This window comes from Pseudomonas sp. R2-7-07 (genome assembly GCF_003852355.1).
GTDB lineage: Bacteria > Pseudomonadota > Gammaproteobacteria > Pseudomonadales > Pseudomonadaceae > Aquipseudomonas.
Window position 1 is genome coordinate 3,225,208 of sequence record NZ_CP027759.1, and the last position, 16,185, is coordinate 3,241,392.

Below are 16,185 nucleotides of genomic sequence, written 5' to 3' on the forward strand. Positions count from 1 at the left end.
TAGTATTTTTGTCGGGAAATAATTACCCGATCCTCCACGCCTAGCCAACGCTTGAGCGAGCGATAGGTTTCCTTTCCTTCTCCAGCACCAGGACGGCGCTGACGATTACACCAAGCGTATAGGTACCCGGTCCGGGTTCAATGTATGCGCTCTATTAAGTGGCGGCGATCCCAACGGCCAGCGCCTTCGCCAACATGAGTGACATTCATGTTAATCCCGACACGCTTAAAATTCGCACAGGTTTGGTATGATCGATACCCTTCGTAATGCCTGACTTAGAGTAGTCCCATGTCCGATCGTAGCGCTCGTCTGCAAGCCCTTCACCACGCCCTCAAGGAACGCATCCTGATCCTTGACGGTGGCATGGGCACGATGATCCAGAGCTATAAGCTTGAGGAGCAGGACTACCGTGGCAAACGCTTCGCCGACTGGCCAAGCGACGTCAAGGGCAATAATGACTTGCTGGTGCTCACCCGCCCTGACGTGATTGGTGGAATTGAAAAGGCCTACCTGGATGCCGGTGCCGACATCCTTGAAACCAACACCTTCAACGCCACGCGCATTTCCATGGCCGACTACGGCATGGAAGAGCTGGCTTACGAGTTAAACGTGGAAGGCGCGCGCCTGGCCCGTAAAGTGGCCGACGCCAAGACCCTCGAGAACCCGGCCAAGCCGCGCTTCGTCGCCGGCGTTCTCGGCCCCACCAGCCGCACCTGCTCGCTGTCGCCGGACGTGAACAACCCCGGCTACCGCAACGTGACCTTCGATCAATTGGTGGAAAACTACACCGAGGCCACCAACGGCCTGATCGAAGGCGGCGCCGACCTGATCCTGATCGAAACGATCTTCGACACCCTTAACGCCAAAGCCGCGATCTTCGCGGTGCAAGGCGTGTTCGAGGAACTGGGCGTAGAGCTGCCGATCATGATTTCCGGCACCATCACCGATGCCTCCGGGCGCACGTTGTCCGGCCAGACCACCGAAGCGTTCTGGAACTCCGTAGCCCACGCCAAGCCGATTTCGGTCGGCTTGAACTGCGCGCTCGGCGCCAGCGAACTGCGCCCGTACCTGGAAGAGTTGTCGAACAAGGCCAATACCCACGTTTCCGCGCACCCTAACGCCGGCCTGCCCAACGAGTTCGGCGAGTACGACGAACTGCCCTCGGAAACGGCCAAGGTCATCGAAGACTTCGCCCAGAGCGGCTTCCTCAATATCGTCGGTGGCTGCTGCGGTACCACGCCGGGGCATATCGAAGCCATCGCCAAGGCCGTGGCCGGTTATGCGCCGCGCTCGATCCCGGACATTCCCAAGGCCTGCCGCCTGTCCGGCCTGGAGCCGTTCACCATCGATCGCAGCTCGTTGTTCGTCAACGTCGGCGAGCGCACCAACATCACCGGTTCCGCCAAGTTCGCCCGGCTGATCCGTGAAGACAACTACACCGAAGCCCTGGAAGTCGCCCTGCAGCAGGTGGAAGCCGGCGCCCAGGTGATCGACATCAACATGGACGAGGGCATGCTCGATTCGAAGAAGGCCATGGTGACCTTCCTCAATCTGATCGCCGGCGAACCGGACATCTCCCGCGTGCCGATCATGATCGACTCCTCCAAGTGGGAAGTGATCGAAGCCGGCCTCAAGTGCATCCAGGGCAAGGGCATCGTCAACTCCATCAGCATGAAGGAAGGCGTGGAGCAGTTCATTCACCACGCCAAGCTGTGCAAGCGCTATGGCGCAGCCGTGGTGGTGATGGCGTTCGACGAAGCCGGCCAGGCCGACACCGAAGCGCGCAAGAAGGAAATCTGCAAACGCTCCTATGACATCCTGGTCAATGAAGTGGGCTTCCCGCCGGAAGACATCATCTTCGACCCGAACATCTTCGCGGTCGCCACCGGCATCGAAGAGCACAACAACTACGCCGTCGACTTCATCAATGCCTGCGCCTACATCCGCGACGAGTTGCCCTACGCGCTGACCTCCGGTGGCGTTTCCAACGTGTCGTTTTCGTTTCGTGGCAACAACCCGGTGCGCGAGGCGATCCACTCGGTGTTCCTGCTGTATGCGATCCGCAACGGGCTGACCATGGGTATCGTCAACGCCGGCCAGCTGGAGATCTACGACCAGATCCCAGCCGAGCTGCGCGATGCGGTGGAAGACGTGGTGCTCAACCGCACCCCGGACGGCACCGACGCCCTGCTCGCCATCGCCGACAAGTACAAGGGCGACGGCAGCGTCAAGGAAGCCGAGACCGAAGAGTGGCGTGGCTGGCCGGTGAACAAGCGCCTGGAACACGCGCTGGTCAAGGGCATTACTACCCATATCGTCGAGGACACTGAAGAATCGCGAATGTCGTTCGCGCGCCCGATCGAGGTGATCGAAGGCCCGCTGATGTCCGGGATGAACATCGTCGGTGACCTGTTCGGCGCCGGCAAAATGTTCCTGCCCCAGGTGGTCAAGTCCGCCCGTGTGATGAAGCAGGCCGTGGCCCATCTGATTCCCTTTATCGAGTTGGAAAAGGGCGACAAGCCGGAGGCCAAGGGCAAGATCCTGATGGCCACGGTCAAGGGCGACGTGCACGACATCGGCAAGAACATCGTCGGCGTGGTGCTGGGGTGCAACGGCTATGACATCGTCGACCTGGGCGTGATGGTCCCGGCGGAAAAGATCCTGCAGGTGGCCAAGGAACAGAAGTGCGACATCATCGGCCTGTCCGGCTTGATCACCCCGTCCCTGGACGAGATGGTGCACGTGGCCCGCGAGATGCAGCGCCAGGATTTCCACCTGCCGCTGATGATCGGTGGCGCAACCACCTCCAAGGCGCACACGGCGGTGAAGATCGAGCCCAAGTACAGCAATGACGCGGTGATCTACGTGACCGACGCCTCGCGTGCCGTGGGCGTGGCCACGCAGTTGCTGTCCAAGGAATTGAAAGCCGGTTTCGTCGAGAAAACCCGCCTGGAATACATCGACGTACGCGAGCGCACCGCCAACCGCAGCGCCCGCACCGAACGCCTGAGCTACCCGGCGGCGATTGCCAAGAAGCCGCAGTTCGACTGGAGCACGTACGCCCCGGTCAAGCCGACCTTTACCGGCACCAGGGTGCTGGAGAATATCGACCTCAACGTGCTGGCCGAGTACATCGACTGGACGCCGTTCTTCATTTCCTGGGACCTGGCCGGCAAATTCCCACGCATCCTCACCGATGAAGTGGTGGGTGAAGCGGCCACCGCGCTGTATGCCGACGCCCGGGAAATGCTCAGGAAGTTGATCGACGAAAAACTCATCAGCGCCCGTGCGGTGTTCGGCTTCTGGCCGACCAACCAGGTGCAGGACGATGACCTGGAAGTCTATGGCGAAGACGGCCAGCCGATCGCCCGGCTGCACCACCTGCGCCAGCAGATCATCAAGACCGACGGCAAGCCGAATTTCTCCCTGGCCGACTTTGTCGCGCCCAAGGACAGCGGCGTGACCGACTACATCGGTGGCTTCATCACCACCGCCGGCATCGGCGCCGAAGAGGTCGCCAAGGCCTATCAGGACGCCGGCGACGACTACAACTCGATCATGGTCAAGGCCCTCGCCGACCGCCTGGCCGAAGCCTGCGCCGAGTGGTTGCACCAGCAAGTGCGTAAAGAACACTGGGGCTACGCCAAGGACGAACAGCTGGACAACGATGCGCTGATCAAGGAGCAATACAGCGGCATCCGCCCTGCCCCAGGTTACCCGGCGTGCCCGGACCACACCGAGAAAGCCCAGTTGTTCCAACTGCTCGACCCCGAGGCCCGGGAAATGCAGGCCGGCCGCAGCGGTGTGTTCCTTACGGAGCACTATGCGATGTTCCCAGCGGCAGCCGTCAGCGGCTGGTACTTCGCCCACCCGCAGGCGCAGTACTTTGCCGTGGGTAAGGTCGACAAGGACCAGGTGCTGAGCTACACCGCGCGCAAGGGCCAGGACCTGAGCGTGACCGAGCGCTGGCTGGCGCCGAACCTGGGCTACGACAACTGATAGGCTCTTGCGCCCGTGCAGGGGCTTGCCGAGCCCCTGCACGGGCGTTGCGGTCTACAACCCAAACGGGTAAGCACCGGTAATCGTATGGGTGGTGGTTAGCTATATGGGCCGCCATGGCGCGGGGGCTCGGCTATGCTTTGTCGTACCTCACTCAGTCGCACCTCATTGCGAGGAATCCATGGACGACCCACAGCACAAACCGCCCACGTTCTGGCAGATGCTCCACAGCGTCTTGGCCGCCGCCTTTGGCGTGCAAAGCGGCAAGAACCGCGCCCGCGACTTCACTCACGGCAAGCCGAGCCACTTCGTGATAATGGGTATTGTATTCACGGCAGTGTTTGCGCTGACGCTGTTTGGCATTGTCAAGCTGGTGCTGCACCTGGCCGGGGTATGAAGCCGGCCGAGGCGGCAAGGACTGCAAGCTGAAGGGATGACTTACTGGTGGCTGACCCAGAACACAGCGGTGCCCACTACAAGGATGATCAGGAACAGAATCGCCCAGGCATCCACGGTGCTGTCGGGTTTACGTATTTTTGTCGAATTGCTCATCGCATCGCCTCTTGTCGGTTTTATAGGTGATTGCCCTAAGACTCGACACCAGTAAAGACCAGACTTGCCCCTATGACAAATGTGGATATCGCAATAACCCTTCCCATTAGTCATTTTGGTTATTTGCATATACTCAAACATCACTTTTGCGCATAAACGCAAACTGGTATCGTGCGCCGGCTCCGTTGGGAGTGCGCGGCCGTGCGCGCAGATTTGCCGAGAACAGGACCTATATGTACGTATACGACGAATACGATCAGCGCATCATCGAGGACCGCGTCAAGCAGTTCCGTGATCAGACCCGACGCTACTTAGCAGGTGAACTGAGCGAAGAAGAGTTCCGCCCTCTGCGCCTGCAAAATGGCCTTTATGTTCAGCGCTTTGCGCCGATGCTGCGGGTGGCTGTGCCCTATGGCCAGCTGACCTCGCGGCAGACGCGCATGATGGCCAAGATCGCCCGCGACTTCGACAAAGGCTACGCCCACATCAGTACCCGCCAGAACGTGCAGTTCAACTGGCCGGCCCTGGAGGACGTGCCGGACATCCTCGCTGAACTGGCGACCGTGCAGATGCACGCCATTCAGACCAGCGGTAACTGCCTGCGCAACGTGACCACCGACCAATTCGCCGGCGTCGCCTTCGATGAAGTGATCGATCCGCGTCCCTGGTGTGAAATCGTGCGTCAATGGACCACCTTCCATCCCGAATTTGCCTACCTGCCGCGCAAGTTCAAGATCGCCATCAATGGCTCGACGTCGGACCGCGCCGCCATCGAAGTCCACGACATCGGCCTGGAGCCGGTGCACAACGCCGCCGGCGAGCTGGGTTTCCGGGTATTGGTGGGTGGCGGCCTGGGGCGTACCCCGGTGGTCGGCGCCTTTATCAACGAGTTCCTGCCGTGGCAGGACCTGCTGAGCTACCTCGACGCGATCCTGCGGGTTTACAACCGTTATGGTCGCCGCGACAACAAGTACAAGGCCCGGATCAAGATCCTGGTCAAGGCGCTGACCCCTGAGGTGTTCGCGCAGAAAGTCGACGCAGAGATGGAACACCTGCGCGGCGGCCAGACGACCTTGACCGAAGCCGAAGTGCAGCGCGTGGCCAAGCACTTCGTTGATCCCGAGTACAAGGCCCTGACAAATCAGGACGCCGAGCTCGCGGCACTCGACCAGCAGCATCCGGGCTTCGCCCGCTGGCGCACGCGTAATACCCTGGCGCATAAACAACCGGGCTATGTGGCGGTGACCCTGTCGCTCAAACCCACCGGCGTGGCACCGGGCGACATCACCGACAAGCAGCTGGACGCCGTCGCCGACCTGGCCGACCGCTACAGCTTCGGCCAGCTGCGCACCTCCCACGAGCAGAACATCATTCTCGCGGACGTCGAGCAGAGCCAACTGTTCACCCTGTGGGGCGAACTGCGCGAAGGCGGTTTTGCCACGCCGAACATCGGCCTGTTGACCGACATTATCTGCTGCCCGGGCGGCGACTTCTGCTCCCTGGCCAACGCCAAGTCGATCCCGATCGCCGAATCGATCCAGCGCCGTTTCGACGACCTGGACTACCTGTTCGACATCGGCGAGCTGGACCTGAACATCTCCGGGTGCATGAACGCCTGCGGCCACCACCACGTCGGCCACATCGGCATCCTGGGCGTGGACAAGAAAGGAGAAGAATTCTATCAAGTGTCCCTGGGTGGCAGCGCCAGCCGCGAGGCGAGCCTGGGCAAGATCCTCGGCCCGTCCTTCGCCCAGGAAGCCATGCCCGAGGTGATCGGCAAGCTGATCGACGTGTACATCGAACAGCGCACCGAAGATGAGCGTTTCATCGACACCTACCAGCGCATCGGCATTGACCTGTTCAAGGAGCGCGTCTATGCAGCGAATCATTAAGCACAACGAAGTCGTCGACGAAACCTGGCACCTGCTGCCCAAGGATGCGAGCTTCGACGGCATTTCCAACTGCGACGACCTGATCGTCCCATTGGCCCTGTGGCGCGAACACGGCCACGCCCTCAAGGCCCGCGACGGCGGCCTGGGCGTGTGGCTGGACGCCGATGAAGAAGCCGAGGAGATCGGTGATGACGTGGAACATTTCCAAGTCATCGCCCTGAACTTCCCGGCCTTCACCGACGGACGCAACTACTCCAACGCCCGCCTGCTGCGTGAGCGCTATGGCTACAAGGGCGAACTGCGGGCGATTGGCGACGTGCTGCGCGACCAACTGTTCTACCTGCGCCGCTGCGGCTTCGATGCCTTCGCCTTGCGCCCCGACAAAGACCCGTACGAAGCGCTGGAAAGCCTTAAAGACTTTTCGGTGACGTACCAGGCTGCAACGGATGAGCCGCTACCGCTATTCCGACGCCGCTGAGTAAAAAATGTGGGAGGGGGCTTGCCCCCGATGGCGGTGGATCAGCCAGCTTAGGCGGGACTGACACACCGTCATCGGGAGCAAGCCCCCTCCCACATTTGGATCTGCGTACATCCGGCAGATTTTGCATCTGCGCACAGCGTTGAAGTAGATGGGAACCCTACAAATAGCCAGCCGAAACACGGTTAAACATGTGGGAGGGGGCTTGCCCCCGATTGCGGTGGGTCAGCCAGCTTAGGCGGGACTGACACACCGTCATCGGAGGCAAGCCCCCTCCCACCTTGGCTATTCAGCGACTTCAAGATTGCAGTTTAATCGACGCCAGCACTTGCTTCTGCCCCATGGAGCACGGTACATCGTCTGGCTGCGCCCGCACCGCATCGATCACGCCTGATAATTGCGCCTTGCTGTGGGCCAACTGCGCCTGCATCACCTCGATCTGGGCCACTTTGCGCTCCAACGCCTCGATCAACTCATCGCGCCTGTGCTCCCCCGGCGCCGGCATCAACGCCTTGAGTTCCTGCAGGGTAAACCCGGCCTGTTGCGCGCTCTGGATCAATTGCAGCGTCTGCAGCGCCTCGGGTGCATAACGCCGATACCCATTGGCTTGGCGTCCCACCTGGCTGATCAAGCCCTCGGCCTCGTAAAAGCGGATACGCGACGCCGCCAACCCGCTCTGTTTTGCCAGCTCACCAATATTCATCGAAACGCCCGCTTGACATTAAAGTTAACTTTAAGCTTAGCCTGAGGCCTCCCCCGCTCAGGAGTCAATCCATGTCATCCTTTGAAGCCTTGCAACTGCCCAACGGCCAGGTTATTTCCAACCGCATTGCCAAGGCAGCGATGGAAGAAAACATGGCCGATTTCAATCAGGCCCCCTCCCGTGAACTGAAGCAGCTGTACACGACCTGGGCCGAGGGTGAACCCGGCTTGCTGCTCACCGGTAACGTCATGATCGACCGCCGTGCCCTGACCGGCCCAGGCGGTGTTGCCCTGGAGGACGAGCAGCACCTGGACAGCTTTCGCGAGTGGGCCGATGTGGCACGGAGCAAGGCTGTGCACTTCTGGATGCAGCTCAGCCACCCAGGACGCCAGACCATGGCCAACCTGGGCCAGCAAGCGCTGGCACCCTCGGCCATCGCCTTGGACCTCGGCGGCTTTTCGAAGCTGTTCGCCCAACCCAGGGCCATGACCGAAGACGACATTCAAGACGTAATCAAACGCTTCGCCACCAGTGCCCGCCTGGCCGAGAAAGCAGGATTTACCGGTGTGCAGGTCCATGGCGCCCATGGTTACTTGCTCAGCCAATTTCTGTCGCCCTTGACTAACCAACGCACCGACCGCTGGGGCGGCCCACTAGAAAACCGCGCGCGCCTGCTGCTGGAAGTGATCCGCGCCGTGCGCGCCAGCGTCAGCCCGGCATTTTGCGTGGCGGTCAAACTCAATTCGGCCGACTTCCAGCGCGGCGGCTTCGATGAAGCCGATGCGCGTGCGGTGGTCGAGATGCTCAACGCATTGCCGATCGACTTGCTCGAATTATCCGGCGGCAGCTACGAGGCACCCGCGATGCAAGGCGACGCTCGCGATGGCCGCACACTGGCCCGCGAAGCCTACTTCCTGGAATTCGCCAAAGACCTGGCAACCATCGCCCGGATGCCGGTAATGGTCACCGGCGGCATCCGTCGCCTGGCCATCGTGCAGCACGTACTGGACAGCGGCATCGCCATGGCCGGCATCGCCACCGCCCTGACCCTGGAACCGCAACTGATCAAACACTGGCGCGACGGTCGCGAGCTCAATCCGCAGCTCAAACCGATCACTTGGCAGCGCAAGACACTGGCGGCCCTTGCGCTGGTAGCTGTGGTGCGCCACCAGATGCGCCGCCTGAGCCGCGGCCGCCTGCCCAGCCTCAACGTCATTCCCTGGTGGGCGCTGGTGCGTGACCAATGGTTCCTCGCTCGACGCACGCGCCAATACCGCGCGGCCATGACGCAATCTTCACATTAGAGGCGGAGCATTCGCCGTGATCGAACTGTCCTCTACTGATCAGCAGTTATTCATCTCACTGACGATTGGAGTTCTTCATGGCGAAAATCAACCTGGCCCAGCAGTTGGCAACCACCCTTGAACAGGCAGGTATCAAGCGCATCTGGGGCCTGACCGGCGACAGCCTCAATGGCCTCACCGACGCCCTGCGCAGCATGGACAGCATCGAGTGGATGCATGTGCGCCACGAAGAAGTGGCCGCGTTCGCCGCCGGTGCCGAAGCCGCTGCCACCGGTGAGCTGACGGTGTGCGCCGGCAGTTGCGGGCCGGGTAACCTGCACTTGATCAATGGGCTGTTCGATTGCCATCGCAACCATGTGCCGGTACTGGCGATTGCCGCGCAAATTCCGTCCTCGGAGATCGGCCTGAACTACTTCCAGGAAACCCATCCCCAGGAGTTGTTCAAGGAGTGCAGCCACTTTATCGAGCTGGTGAGCAACCCCGAGCAGATGCCCCAGGTGCTGCATCGTGCCATGCGTTCAGCGATCCTCAATCGGGGCGTGGCGGTGGTGGTGATCCCAGGGGATGTCTCGCTGCTGGAAGTGGAGGACAAGCTCAAGCCCTGGCCGGCACTGCATGCACCGCGCACCTTGCCGGCAGAGGCCGATCTGCAGCGGCTGAGCGAGATCCTCCAACGCAGTGAAAAAGTCACCATGCTGTGCGGCAGCGGTTGCGCCGGCGCCCATGACCAAGTGGTCGCGCTGGCCGATGCCCTCGGCGCGCCGGTGGTGCACGCGCTGCGCGGCAAGGAGCATGTGGAGTGGGATAACCCGTTCGACGTCGGCATGACCGGCCTGATCGGGTTCAGCTCCGGTTACCACGCCATGCTCGATTGCGACACCCTGATCATGCTCGGCACCGACTTCCCCTACCGCCAGTTCTACCCGACCGACGCGACGATCGTTCAGGTCGACCGCGACCCCCAGGCCCTGGGACGACGCACGACCCTGGACCTGGGCATCGCCGCCGATGTCAGTGAAACCCTCGATGCGTTGCTGCCACGCCTGACCCGCAAGACGGATCGCAGCTTTCTCGAAACCTCGTTGAAGCATTACGAAAAAGCCCGTCAGGGTCTGGATGACCTGGCGCAACCGTCCAAGGCGGATCGGCCGATCCACCCCCAATACGTGGCACGCCTGCTCAGCGAGCTGGCCGATGACGACGCGATCTTCACCGCCGATGTCGGCTCACCGACCGTATGGGCCGCGCGCTATTTGAAAATGAACGGCAAGCGCCGGCTGATCGGCTCGTTCAACCACGGTTCGATGGCCAACGCCATGCCCCAGGCCATCGGCGCACAGGCGGCATTCCCTGGGCGCCAGGTGATCTCGATGTCTGGCGACGGCGGTTTCACCATGTTGATGGGGGATTTCATTTCTCTGGCGCAATTGAACCTGCCAGTGAAACTGGTCGTGTTCAATAACGCGTCACTCGGGTTCGTCGCGATGGAGATGAAGGCCGCAGGCTACCTGGACACCGGAACCGAGCTGAAAAACCCGGACTTCGCGGCCATGTCCAACGCCATGGGCATCCTGGGGATCCGTGTGGAGCAATCCGAAGACCTGGAGCCGGCCCTGCGCCGCGCCCTGGCCCACGACGGCCCGGTGCTGGTGGATGTGGTTACCGCGACTCAAGAGCTGGTGATGCCGCCGAGCATCAAGCTGGAACAGGCCAAGGGCTTCAGCCTGTATATGCTCAAGGCCGTGATGAGCGGGCGTGGCGATGAAGTGATCGAACTGGCACGCACCAACTGGCTGCGGTGATGCCCTGTGGGAGGGAGCCTGCTCCCTCCCACATCAGCACGCCTTGTCAATTCAGCCCTTTTGTTTTTCGACCCACTGGCCGAACGCATCGATAAACGCTTGCAGGAACGGCCTGGTCTTCTCCGACAGCTTGCCCGCCTCGTCGAACACACTGCCCGCGCCGCCCAGGTAGGCTTCCGGCGTTTGCATGCACCAAACATCCAGAAACACCAAAGACTGGCGCAGGTGATGGTTGGCCCCAAAGCCACCCATGGCGCCCGGCGACACGCTGATGATCGCCCCTGGCTTCGCGCCCCAGACACTCTGCCCATAAGGGCGAGAGCCTACGTCGATGGCATTCTTCAACGGCGCGGGCACGGAACGGTTGTATTCCGGGGTCACGAACAGCACTGCGTCGGATGAACTCACCTGTTTGCGGAAAGTACTGTAGGCTTCCGGCGCTGCTGCACCTTCAATGTCCTCGTTGTAGAGCGGCAGATCGCCGATCTCGACAATATTCAACTTGAGGTTGGCGGGTGCCAGTTCGGCCAATGCCAGGGCGACCTTGCGGTTGATCGACTCTTTTCTCAGGCTGCCAACCAGGACGGCAATCGTGTAGACCTTGCTCATTGAGGTTTCCCGACGTGTGACTAAAGGAGCGAATAGTTATAAAGGCTTCGCGGCGCGTGCACCAGAGTGTTTTTGCGAATGCCCAAGAAGTCGCCACGCACGCGCCCGCGTAGGAAACATCTGAAACTTTAAACGAATAGTATTTTTTTCTTATAGGTAAACTACCCCGCTCACTGACGGTCTACAGAACCGCAAATCGAGTGTTTATCTCCAGAGGTTCTAAACAGATGGCAGCAGTATTAGTCGGACAGTTTCATGCCAGAGACGCGGAAGGCCGCGTCTATTCAGTGCATGAGTTCCAGGAATCCAACCCGGCGCACGGCGACCTGGCTGGCTCGGCGTCTACCACCTCCTACAAGCTGGCCATTGGCGACCGTGTAGAAAAACTGGAAGGTGATGAGTTCAAATTGATCCAGTCGGGCACGATTATCGTGCGCGAATCCAAAACCACCAGCGTGTCATAAGATTTCGCCCTGTCCACCTGCCCAGTCCCGGCGACTGGGCTGGGGATGCTTACGGACTGCGGATTTCCGTTACTTCAATGCCCTGCTCGCCTTGCTTGAGCGTCACCAGCAACTGCCCCCTCTCTCCCTCCACCGCATACATCGAACGCTTGTAGCCCGACCGATCGTAAGCGGGATACGCCTCCACCTGCCTGATCAACGTCATACCGAGCACCGCGCCCACCTGCTCGGCGACCTGTTCCTGGGAACGGATAAACGCTTCGAGTGCGAGGTTTTCCGGCGCGTATTCATCGTGATTATTGAAGAAGTAAGCCGCCAGGCACCCCACGGTCACCAGGACCAGGAGTTGCTTGGCCGTTACCCCGAAAAGCGTCGAGGGTAGAGGCATTTGAGACCAGACCTGTTTTTGTTGTAAGTACCGGGTACCCGGCATTGGTCGTTGCTGATCAGACGCCTCATTCTAGTGAGGTCCTGGCTTAACGCCATAGGCAGGGGCGACCCGTGCAGTCTTTTTTGCGCACGGGGACCTGCGCCATTGAATCCCCAACCCACTGCACATAGACTCCGGCCATGCGTTTACGTCATATCGAAGTGATTCAGGCCATCTTGCAGACCGGACACCTCGGCACGGCCGCCGAGTGGTTGCAACTCCCCGTGGGCGAGGTAGACGCCACGCTCAAGGATGCCGAACTGCAATTGGGCTTCATGCTGTTTGCCAGTGTCCGCGGGCGCCTGCAAGCCACCCGTGAAACCCTGGAGCTGCAAGCGCAAATCGCCCCCCTGTACGACGCGCTTGAGCCGATACAGCGCCTGGCCAGCCGCTTGAAACACCATCACGCGCCGACCTTGCGTGTGCTGTGCACCCCGCCGCTGGCCAACCAATTACTGCCCCAGAGCATCGCCCTGCTGCGCCGACGGTTCCAGGATACGCCGTGCAACCTGTCGAGCCAGCCGACCCGGGAGATCGTCAGGCGCCTGTTGCTGCATGAGACCGATGTGGGCCTGAGCCTGCATGACCCGCAACACCCGCACATTCAGAGTCGCGTGCTGGCCCAAGGCAAACTCCAATTGCTCGCCCCCCATGGCTGGCTGAAACCCAAGCAGAAGTACATTGCGCTGCAGGATCTGGCGGGACAGTCGATGATTGGCCTGGAAGGCCACGACCCGCTGAGTCGTCTGCTGGACGCCAAGCTGCAGGCCCTGCGCCCGCTGCCGGTGGTGCAGACGCGGGTACAGACGTACCAGATGATGCGCAGCATGGTCGAGGCGGGAGAAGGCCTGGCGGTGGTCGACCCGTTCACCGCCTTCGGTGCGCGGGACGCGGGGCTGGATGTGTGCCCGATATCCCCCCCGATCAGCGTCAACCTGTATGCATTGGCTCTGCAGGACGGGGCCGCTTCACCGGCCCTGAATGCACTGCTGGAGATCGTCACGCAAAAGGCCGAAAACCTGCTGTCCAACGATACCAAGCCCCTGTAGACGCGAGCTGACGTGCTACACCGTCTCAGATCGATTCGACTTCGCTCTTGAACAGCCGATACCAGAAAATCGCCACTTCGCGGGTTTGCGGGTCGATGCCGCGATAGCGCAGTTGATCGATACCCCCCATCACGTACCCGCTACGTTCATACAGGCGACAGGCACCGAGGTTGTTGTTCTGGGTTTCCAGCATCATGCCCGGCAGGTTCTTCTTGCGTGCCCAGAACTGCGCCACGTCCAACAGCGCCTTGGCGACACCGTGACGCCGCGCAGGCAGCGCCACCGCCAACTCGTCGACATGGGCAAAGCCGTTCCAGTTGGTACTGATCACAACGTGGCCCACCGCGCGATCATCCAGATACGCCATGAAGACCGCGCTGTCGGCCGCATTGCGAAAGCTGGCGAATTCTTCAGGGTCGATGCCGTAACACTTGCGGTACGGCAGGATGCGCTCCACCGGCCATTGATCGACCCGCTTGCCCATCTGCGGCACACCATAGGCGCTGACCTCAAAACTGAAGTCATTGCCCCATACATAAGCGTCGAAGCCTTCGTCGGCGACTCGCACACTGAGCCCTGGATACTTCGGGTTCATGACAGCTTGCATAACGTTCCTTAACCTTTGATGCAATCGACGGTGTAACAACGACCACTGCCGTCATCTTCGTGTTGCAACCCATGCACATCGGCGACAAAACCGGGAAAACTGCTATCGAACGTCCGGGCAAACGCCAGATAGTCGATGATCGAACGGGTTGACTCGGTAAAGCGCTCCCCCGGCATGATCAGCGGAATACCCGGCGGATACGGCACCAGCATCACGGCTGCGATGCGTCCTGGCAAGGCATCGATGGATACCGCTTCCACTTCGCCCCTGACCAACTGGTCGTAGGCATCGGCCGGCTTCATCGCAATCTCCGGCAACACCGTATACATGCGCTTCAGATGCCTGGCCGTCGCGTTACTGCGATAACAACTGTGCAACTGGTCGCACAGGTCGCGCAACCCCAAGCCCTGATAACGTATCGGCCCCTGGGCATATACCGAGGGCAGGCAACTGGCCAGGCTGGTATTGGCATCATAGCTGCGTTTGAATTCCAGCAACTCGGTGAGCAAGGTACTCCATTTGCCTTTGGTGATGCCCATGGAAAACAGCACGAGGAAAGAATACAGCCCGGTTTTTTCCACCACCAGGCCGCGCTCCCAGAGAAACTTGCTGACCACGGCGGCGGGAATCCCGCGATCGCTCAAGGCGCCGCCGGCGGTGAGGCCGGGCATTACCAGGGTGACTTTGATCGGGTCCAGCAGCACATAATCTTCAGCCACGTCGCCAAAACCATGCCAGTCATCCTGAGGGTGCAGCAGCCAGTCCGCGGTGACGACCCGGTCGATACCGGCCACCGACGGCGGCTGCCAGATCGAAAACCACCAGTCATCAGCAGCGATATGCTGACGCAGGTTGGCCAGCGCACGACGGAAACTCAGGGCCTCATCGAACATTTCCTGCAACAGCGAGCGACCCGCCGGGCCTTCCATCATCGCTGACGCCACGTCCAGAGAGGCGATGATGCTGTATTGCGGCGAGGTGGAAATATGCATCATGAACGCTTCGTTGAAGCGGTCACGGTCCAGTTGCCGCGCTCCGCCGTCCTGCACATGAATCATCGACGCCTGGCTGAAGGCCGCCAGCAGTTTGTGGGTGGAGTGCGTGGTAAACACCAGCGGGCTGTCCGGCGTGCGCGAGGTACCCATGCCGTAGCGCCCGGCGAAAAACTCGTGGAACGCCGCGTAGGCATACCAGGCCTCATCGAAGTGCAGCACCTCGACGCTGCTACCCAGTTGCTGCTTGATCAGCTCGGCGTTGTAGCACAGGCCGTCGTAGGTGGAGTTGGTGACCACCGCCAGCTTTACCTTCGCCGGACGGCCATGGGTCAGCGGGCTGGCGTCGATCTTGGCGCGGATCGAGTCGGCACTGAATTCGCTCAAGGGGATGGGGCCGATGATCCCCAGCTCATTGCGCTCCGGGCACAGGTACAAGGGGATCGCGCCGGTCATGATGATCGAATGCAGTACCGACTTGTGGCAATTGCGGTCGACCAGGACCAGGTCATCGCGACCGACCATGGAGTGCCAGACGATCTTGTTGGCGGTGGAGGTGCCGTTGATCACGAAAAACGTGTGGTCAGCGCCAAAATTGCGTGCCGCGCGGGCTTCGGCTTCCGCAAGCGGCCCGGTGTGATCGAGCAGCGAACCCAGCTCGGGGACCGAGACAGACAAGTCCGAACGCAACGTATTTTCCCCGAAGAACTGGTGAAACGCCTGCCCCACCGGGCTTTTGCGATACGCCACGCCACCGCCGTGGCCCGGGGTGTGCCAGGAGTAATTGGAGTCGGCGGTGTGTTGCACCAGGGCCTTGAAGAACGGCGGCAACAAACCATCGAGGTAGGCGCGCGCCGCACGCGCGACCTGGCGCGCGAGAAACGGTACGGTGTCTTCGAACAGATACAGGATGCCGCGCAACTGGTTGAGTTCGCTCATGGCATCCGCCGGGGCGTTTTCCAGGGTGACTTGCTCGCCCAGCGCGAAGATCGGCAGGTTGGGCGCCCTCACCCGCGCCAGGCGGATCAGCTCGACCATGTTTTGCAGCAAATGAGTATTTTCCCCGGCGCCCTCGGCGGCGATCAGCATGCAGGCAAGGCCGTGGTGGGTGGCCGCCACCAGTCGCCCTTCGGCGTAGTCCACGGCGGAAAAGATACTGAAGCCCTCCTGCTCCAACTCCCTGGCGATGCCTCGAACCCGATCACCGGCAACGGTGTCGGCCTTGATGTCGCGGTGCACGATAAGGACGGGAAACTTCAGGTCTTTGTACATGGGCGCTCCTACTCCTGAGGGCTTGCACTCAG

Annotated in this window: 13 protein-coding genes; 8 read left to right on the forward strand and 5 right to left on the reverse strand. The window is 61.0% G+C overall.

All coding sequences use genetic code 11. The features are described from left to right. Positions 1 to 288: 288 nt before the first annotated feature. The 4 genes from metH (at position 289) to C4J86_RS14685 (ending at position 6,921) form a co-directional block, all read left to right on the forward strand. Positions 289 to 3,999 (forward strand): methionine synthase, encoded by a 3,711-nt coding sequence (metH, locus tag C4J86_RS14670; protein ID WP_124370929.1) that lies wholly within the window; start codon positions 289 to 291, stop codon positions 3,997 to 3,999. A gap of 181 nt (positions 4,000 to 4,180) precedes the next feature. Further along, entirely contained in the window at positions 4,181 to 4,396 is a 216-nt protein-coding gene (locus C4J86_RS14675) for a DUF2970 domain-containing protein (protein WP_124363120.1), read from the forward strand. A 388-nt stretch (positions 4,397 to 4,784) separates the two neighbouring features. Continuing rightward, on the forward strand, positions 4,785 to 6,443 hold the full coding sequence (locus tag C4J86_RS14680; RefSeq protein WP_124370930.1) for a nitrite/sulfite reductase: 1,659 nt from the start codon (positions 4,785 to 4,787) through the stop codon (positions 6,441 to 6,443). Beyond that, positions 6,427 to 6,921, forward strand: coding sequence for a DUF934 domain-containing protein (locus C4J86_RS14685; RefSeq protein WP_124370931.1), 495 nt, complete (start codon positions 6,427 to 6,429; stop codon positions 6,919 to 6,921). Before C4J86_RS14680 ends, C4J86_RS14685 begins: the two co-directional genes overlap by 17 nt. Positions 6,922 to 7,219: 298 nt before the next feature. On the opposite strand, the gene C4J86_RS14690 is transcribed toward C4J86_RS14685, so the two are convergent. Then, positions 7,220 to 7,624 carry a MerR family transcriptional regulator gene (locus C4J86_RS14690; RefSeq protein WP_124370932.1) on the reverse strand — a complete coding sequence of 135 codons (405 nt, stop codon included), beginning with the start codon at positions 7,622 to 7,624 and terminating at the stop codon, positions 7,220 to 7,222. Positions 7,625 to 7,695: 71 nt separating this feature from the next. Between C4J86_RS14690 and C4J86_RS14695 the strand changes: the two genes are divergently transcribed. After that, on the forward strand, positions 7,696 to 8,928 hold the full coding sequence (locus C4J86_RS14695; RefSeq protein ID WP_124370933.1) for an NADH:flavin oxidoreductase/NADH oxidase family protein: 1,233 nt from the start codon (positions 7,696 to 7,698) through the stop codon (positions 8,926 to 8,928). Between the two features lie 77 nt (positions 8,929 to 9,005). Next, positions 9,006 to 10,730 carry a ubiquinone-dependent pyruvate dehydrogenase gene (poxB, locus tag C4J86_RS14700; protein ID WP_124370934.1) on the forward strand — a complete coding sequence of 575 codons (1,725 nt, stop codon included), beginning with the start codon at positions 9,006 to 9,008 and terminating at the stop codon, positions 10,728 to 10,730. A gap of 51 nt (positions 10,731 to 10,781) precedes the next feature. Here poxB and C4J86_RS14705 read toward each other — a convergent pair whose 3' ends face one another. After that, a complete protein-coding gene (locus C4J86_RS14705) occupies positions 10,782 to 11,339 on the reverse strand; it encodes an NADPH-dependent FMN reductase (RefSeq protein WP_124363126.1) in 558 nt (185 codons plus the stop codon). Between the two features lie 227 nt (positions 11,340 to 11,566). Here C4J86_RS14705 and C4J86_RS14710 point away from each other — a divergent pair, with 227 nt between their 5' ends. Further along, positions 11,567 to 11,803: a hypothetical protein gene (locus C4J86_RS14710; protein WP_124370935.1), complete on the forward strand. Its 237-nt coding sequence runs from the start codon at positions 11,567 to 11,569 to the stop codon at positions 11,801 to 11,803. A 49-nt stretch (positions 11,804 to 11,852) separates the two neighbouring features. Here C4J86_RS14710 and C4J86_RS14715 read toward each other — a convergent pair whose 3' ends face one another. Then, positions 11,853 to 12,191 (reverse strand): hypothetical protein, encoded by a 339-nt coding sequence (locus C4J86_RS14715; protein ID WP_124370936.1) that lies wholly within the window; start codon positions 12,189 to 12,191, stop codon positions 11,853 to 11,855. Positions 12,192 to 12,373: 182 nt separating this feature from the next. Here C4J86_RS14715 and C4J86_RS14720 point away from each other — a divergent pair, with 182 nt between their 5' ends. Further along, complete coding sequence (locus tag C4J86_RS14720) at positions 12,374 to 13,282, forward strand: LysR substrate-binding domain-containing protein (protein WP_124370937.1); 909 nt, start codon at positions 12,374 to 12,376, stop codon at positions 13,280 to 13,282. Between the two features lie 25 nt (positions 13,283 to 13,307). On the opposite strand, the gene C4J86_RS14725 is transcribed toward C4J86_RS14720, so the two are convergent. Together C4J86_RS14725 and C4J86_RS14730 are read right to left on the reverse strand one after the other, a co-directional pair. Further along, positions 13,308 to 13,889 carry a GNAT family N-acetyltransferase gene (locus C4J86_RS14725; RefSeq protein ID WP_124370938.1) on the reverse strand — a complete coding sequence of 194 codons (582 nt, stop codon included), beginning with the start codon at positions 13,887 to 13,889 and terminating at the stop codon, positions 13,308 to 13,310. Between the two features lie 8 nt (positions 13,890 to 13,897). Then, entirely contained in the window at positions 13,898 to 16,153 is a 2,256-nt protein-coding gene (locus tag C4J86_RS14730; RefSeq protein WP_124370939.1) for an Orn/Lys/Arg decarboxylase N-terminal domain-containing protein, read from the reverse strand. Between the last annotated feature and the right edge of the window lie 32 nt (positions 16,154 to 16,185).

Coding starts and splice junctions, on each gene's coding strand:
- metH (WP_124370929.1), top strand. CDS start 289: ATGTCCGATCGTAGCGCTCGTCTGCAAGCCCTTCACCACGCCCTCAAG.
- C4J86_RS14675 (WP_124363120.1), top strand. CDS start 4,181: ATGGACGACCCACAGCACAAACCGCCCACGTTCTGGCAGATGCTCCAC.
- C4J86_RS14680 (WP_124370930.1), top strand. CDS start 4,785: ATGTACGTATACGACGAATACGATCAGCGCATCATCGAGGACCGCGTC.
- C4J86_RS14685 (WP_124370931.1), top strand. CDS start 6,427: ATGCAGCGAATCATTAAGCACAACGAAGTCGTCGACGAAACCTGGCAC.
- C4J86_RS14690 (WP_124370932.1), bottom strand. CDS start 7,624: ATGAATATTGGTGAGCTGGCAAAACAGAGCGGGTTGGCGGCGTCGCGT.
- C4J86_RS14695 (WP_124370933.1), top strand. CDS start 7,696: ATGTCATCCTTTGAAGCCTTGCAACTGCCCAACGGCCAGGTTATTTCC.
- poxB (WP_124370934.1), top strand. CDS start 9,006: ATGGCGAAAATCAACCTGGCCCAGCAGTTGGCAACCACCCTTGAACAG.
- C4J86_RS14705 (WP_124363126.1), bottom strand. CDS start 11,339: ATGAGCAAGGTCTACACGATTGCCGTCCTGGTTGGCAGCCTGAGAAAA.
- C4J86_RS14710 (WP_124370935.1), top strand. CDS start 11,567: ATGGCAGCAGTATTAGTCGGACAGTTTCATGCCAGAGACGCGGAAGGC.
- C4J86_RS14715 (WP_124370936.1), bottom strand. CDS start 12,191: ATGCCTCTACCCTCGACGCTTTTCGGGGTAACGGCCAAGCAACTCCTG.
- C4J86_RS14720 (WP_124370937.1), top strand. CDS start 12,374: ATGCGTTTACGTCATATCGAAGTGATTCAGGCCATCTTGCAGACCGGA.
- C4J86_RS14725 (WP_124370938.1), bottom strand. CDS start 13,889: ATGCAAGCTGTCATGAACCCGAAGTATCCAGGGCTCAGTGTGCGAGTC.
- C4J86_RS14730 (WP_124370939.1), bottom strand. CDS start 16,153: ATGTACAAAGACCTGAAGTTTCCCGTCCTTATCGTGCACCGCGACATC.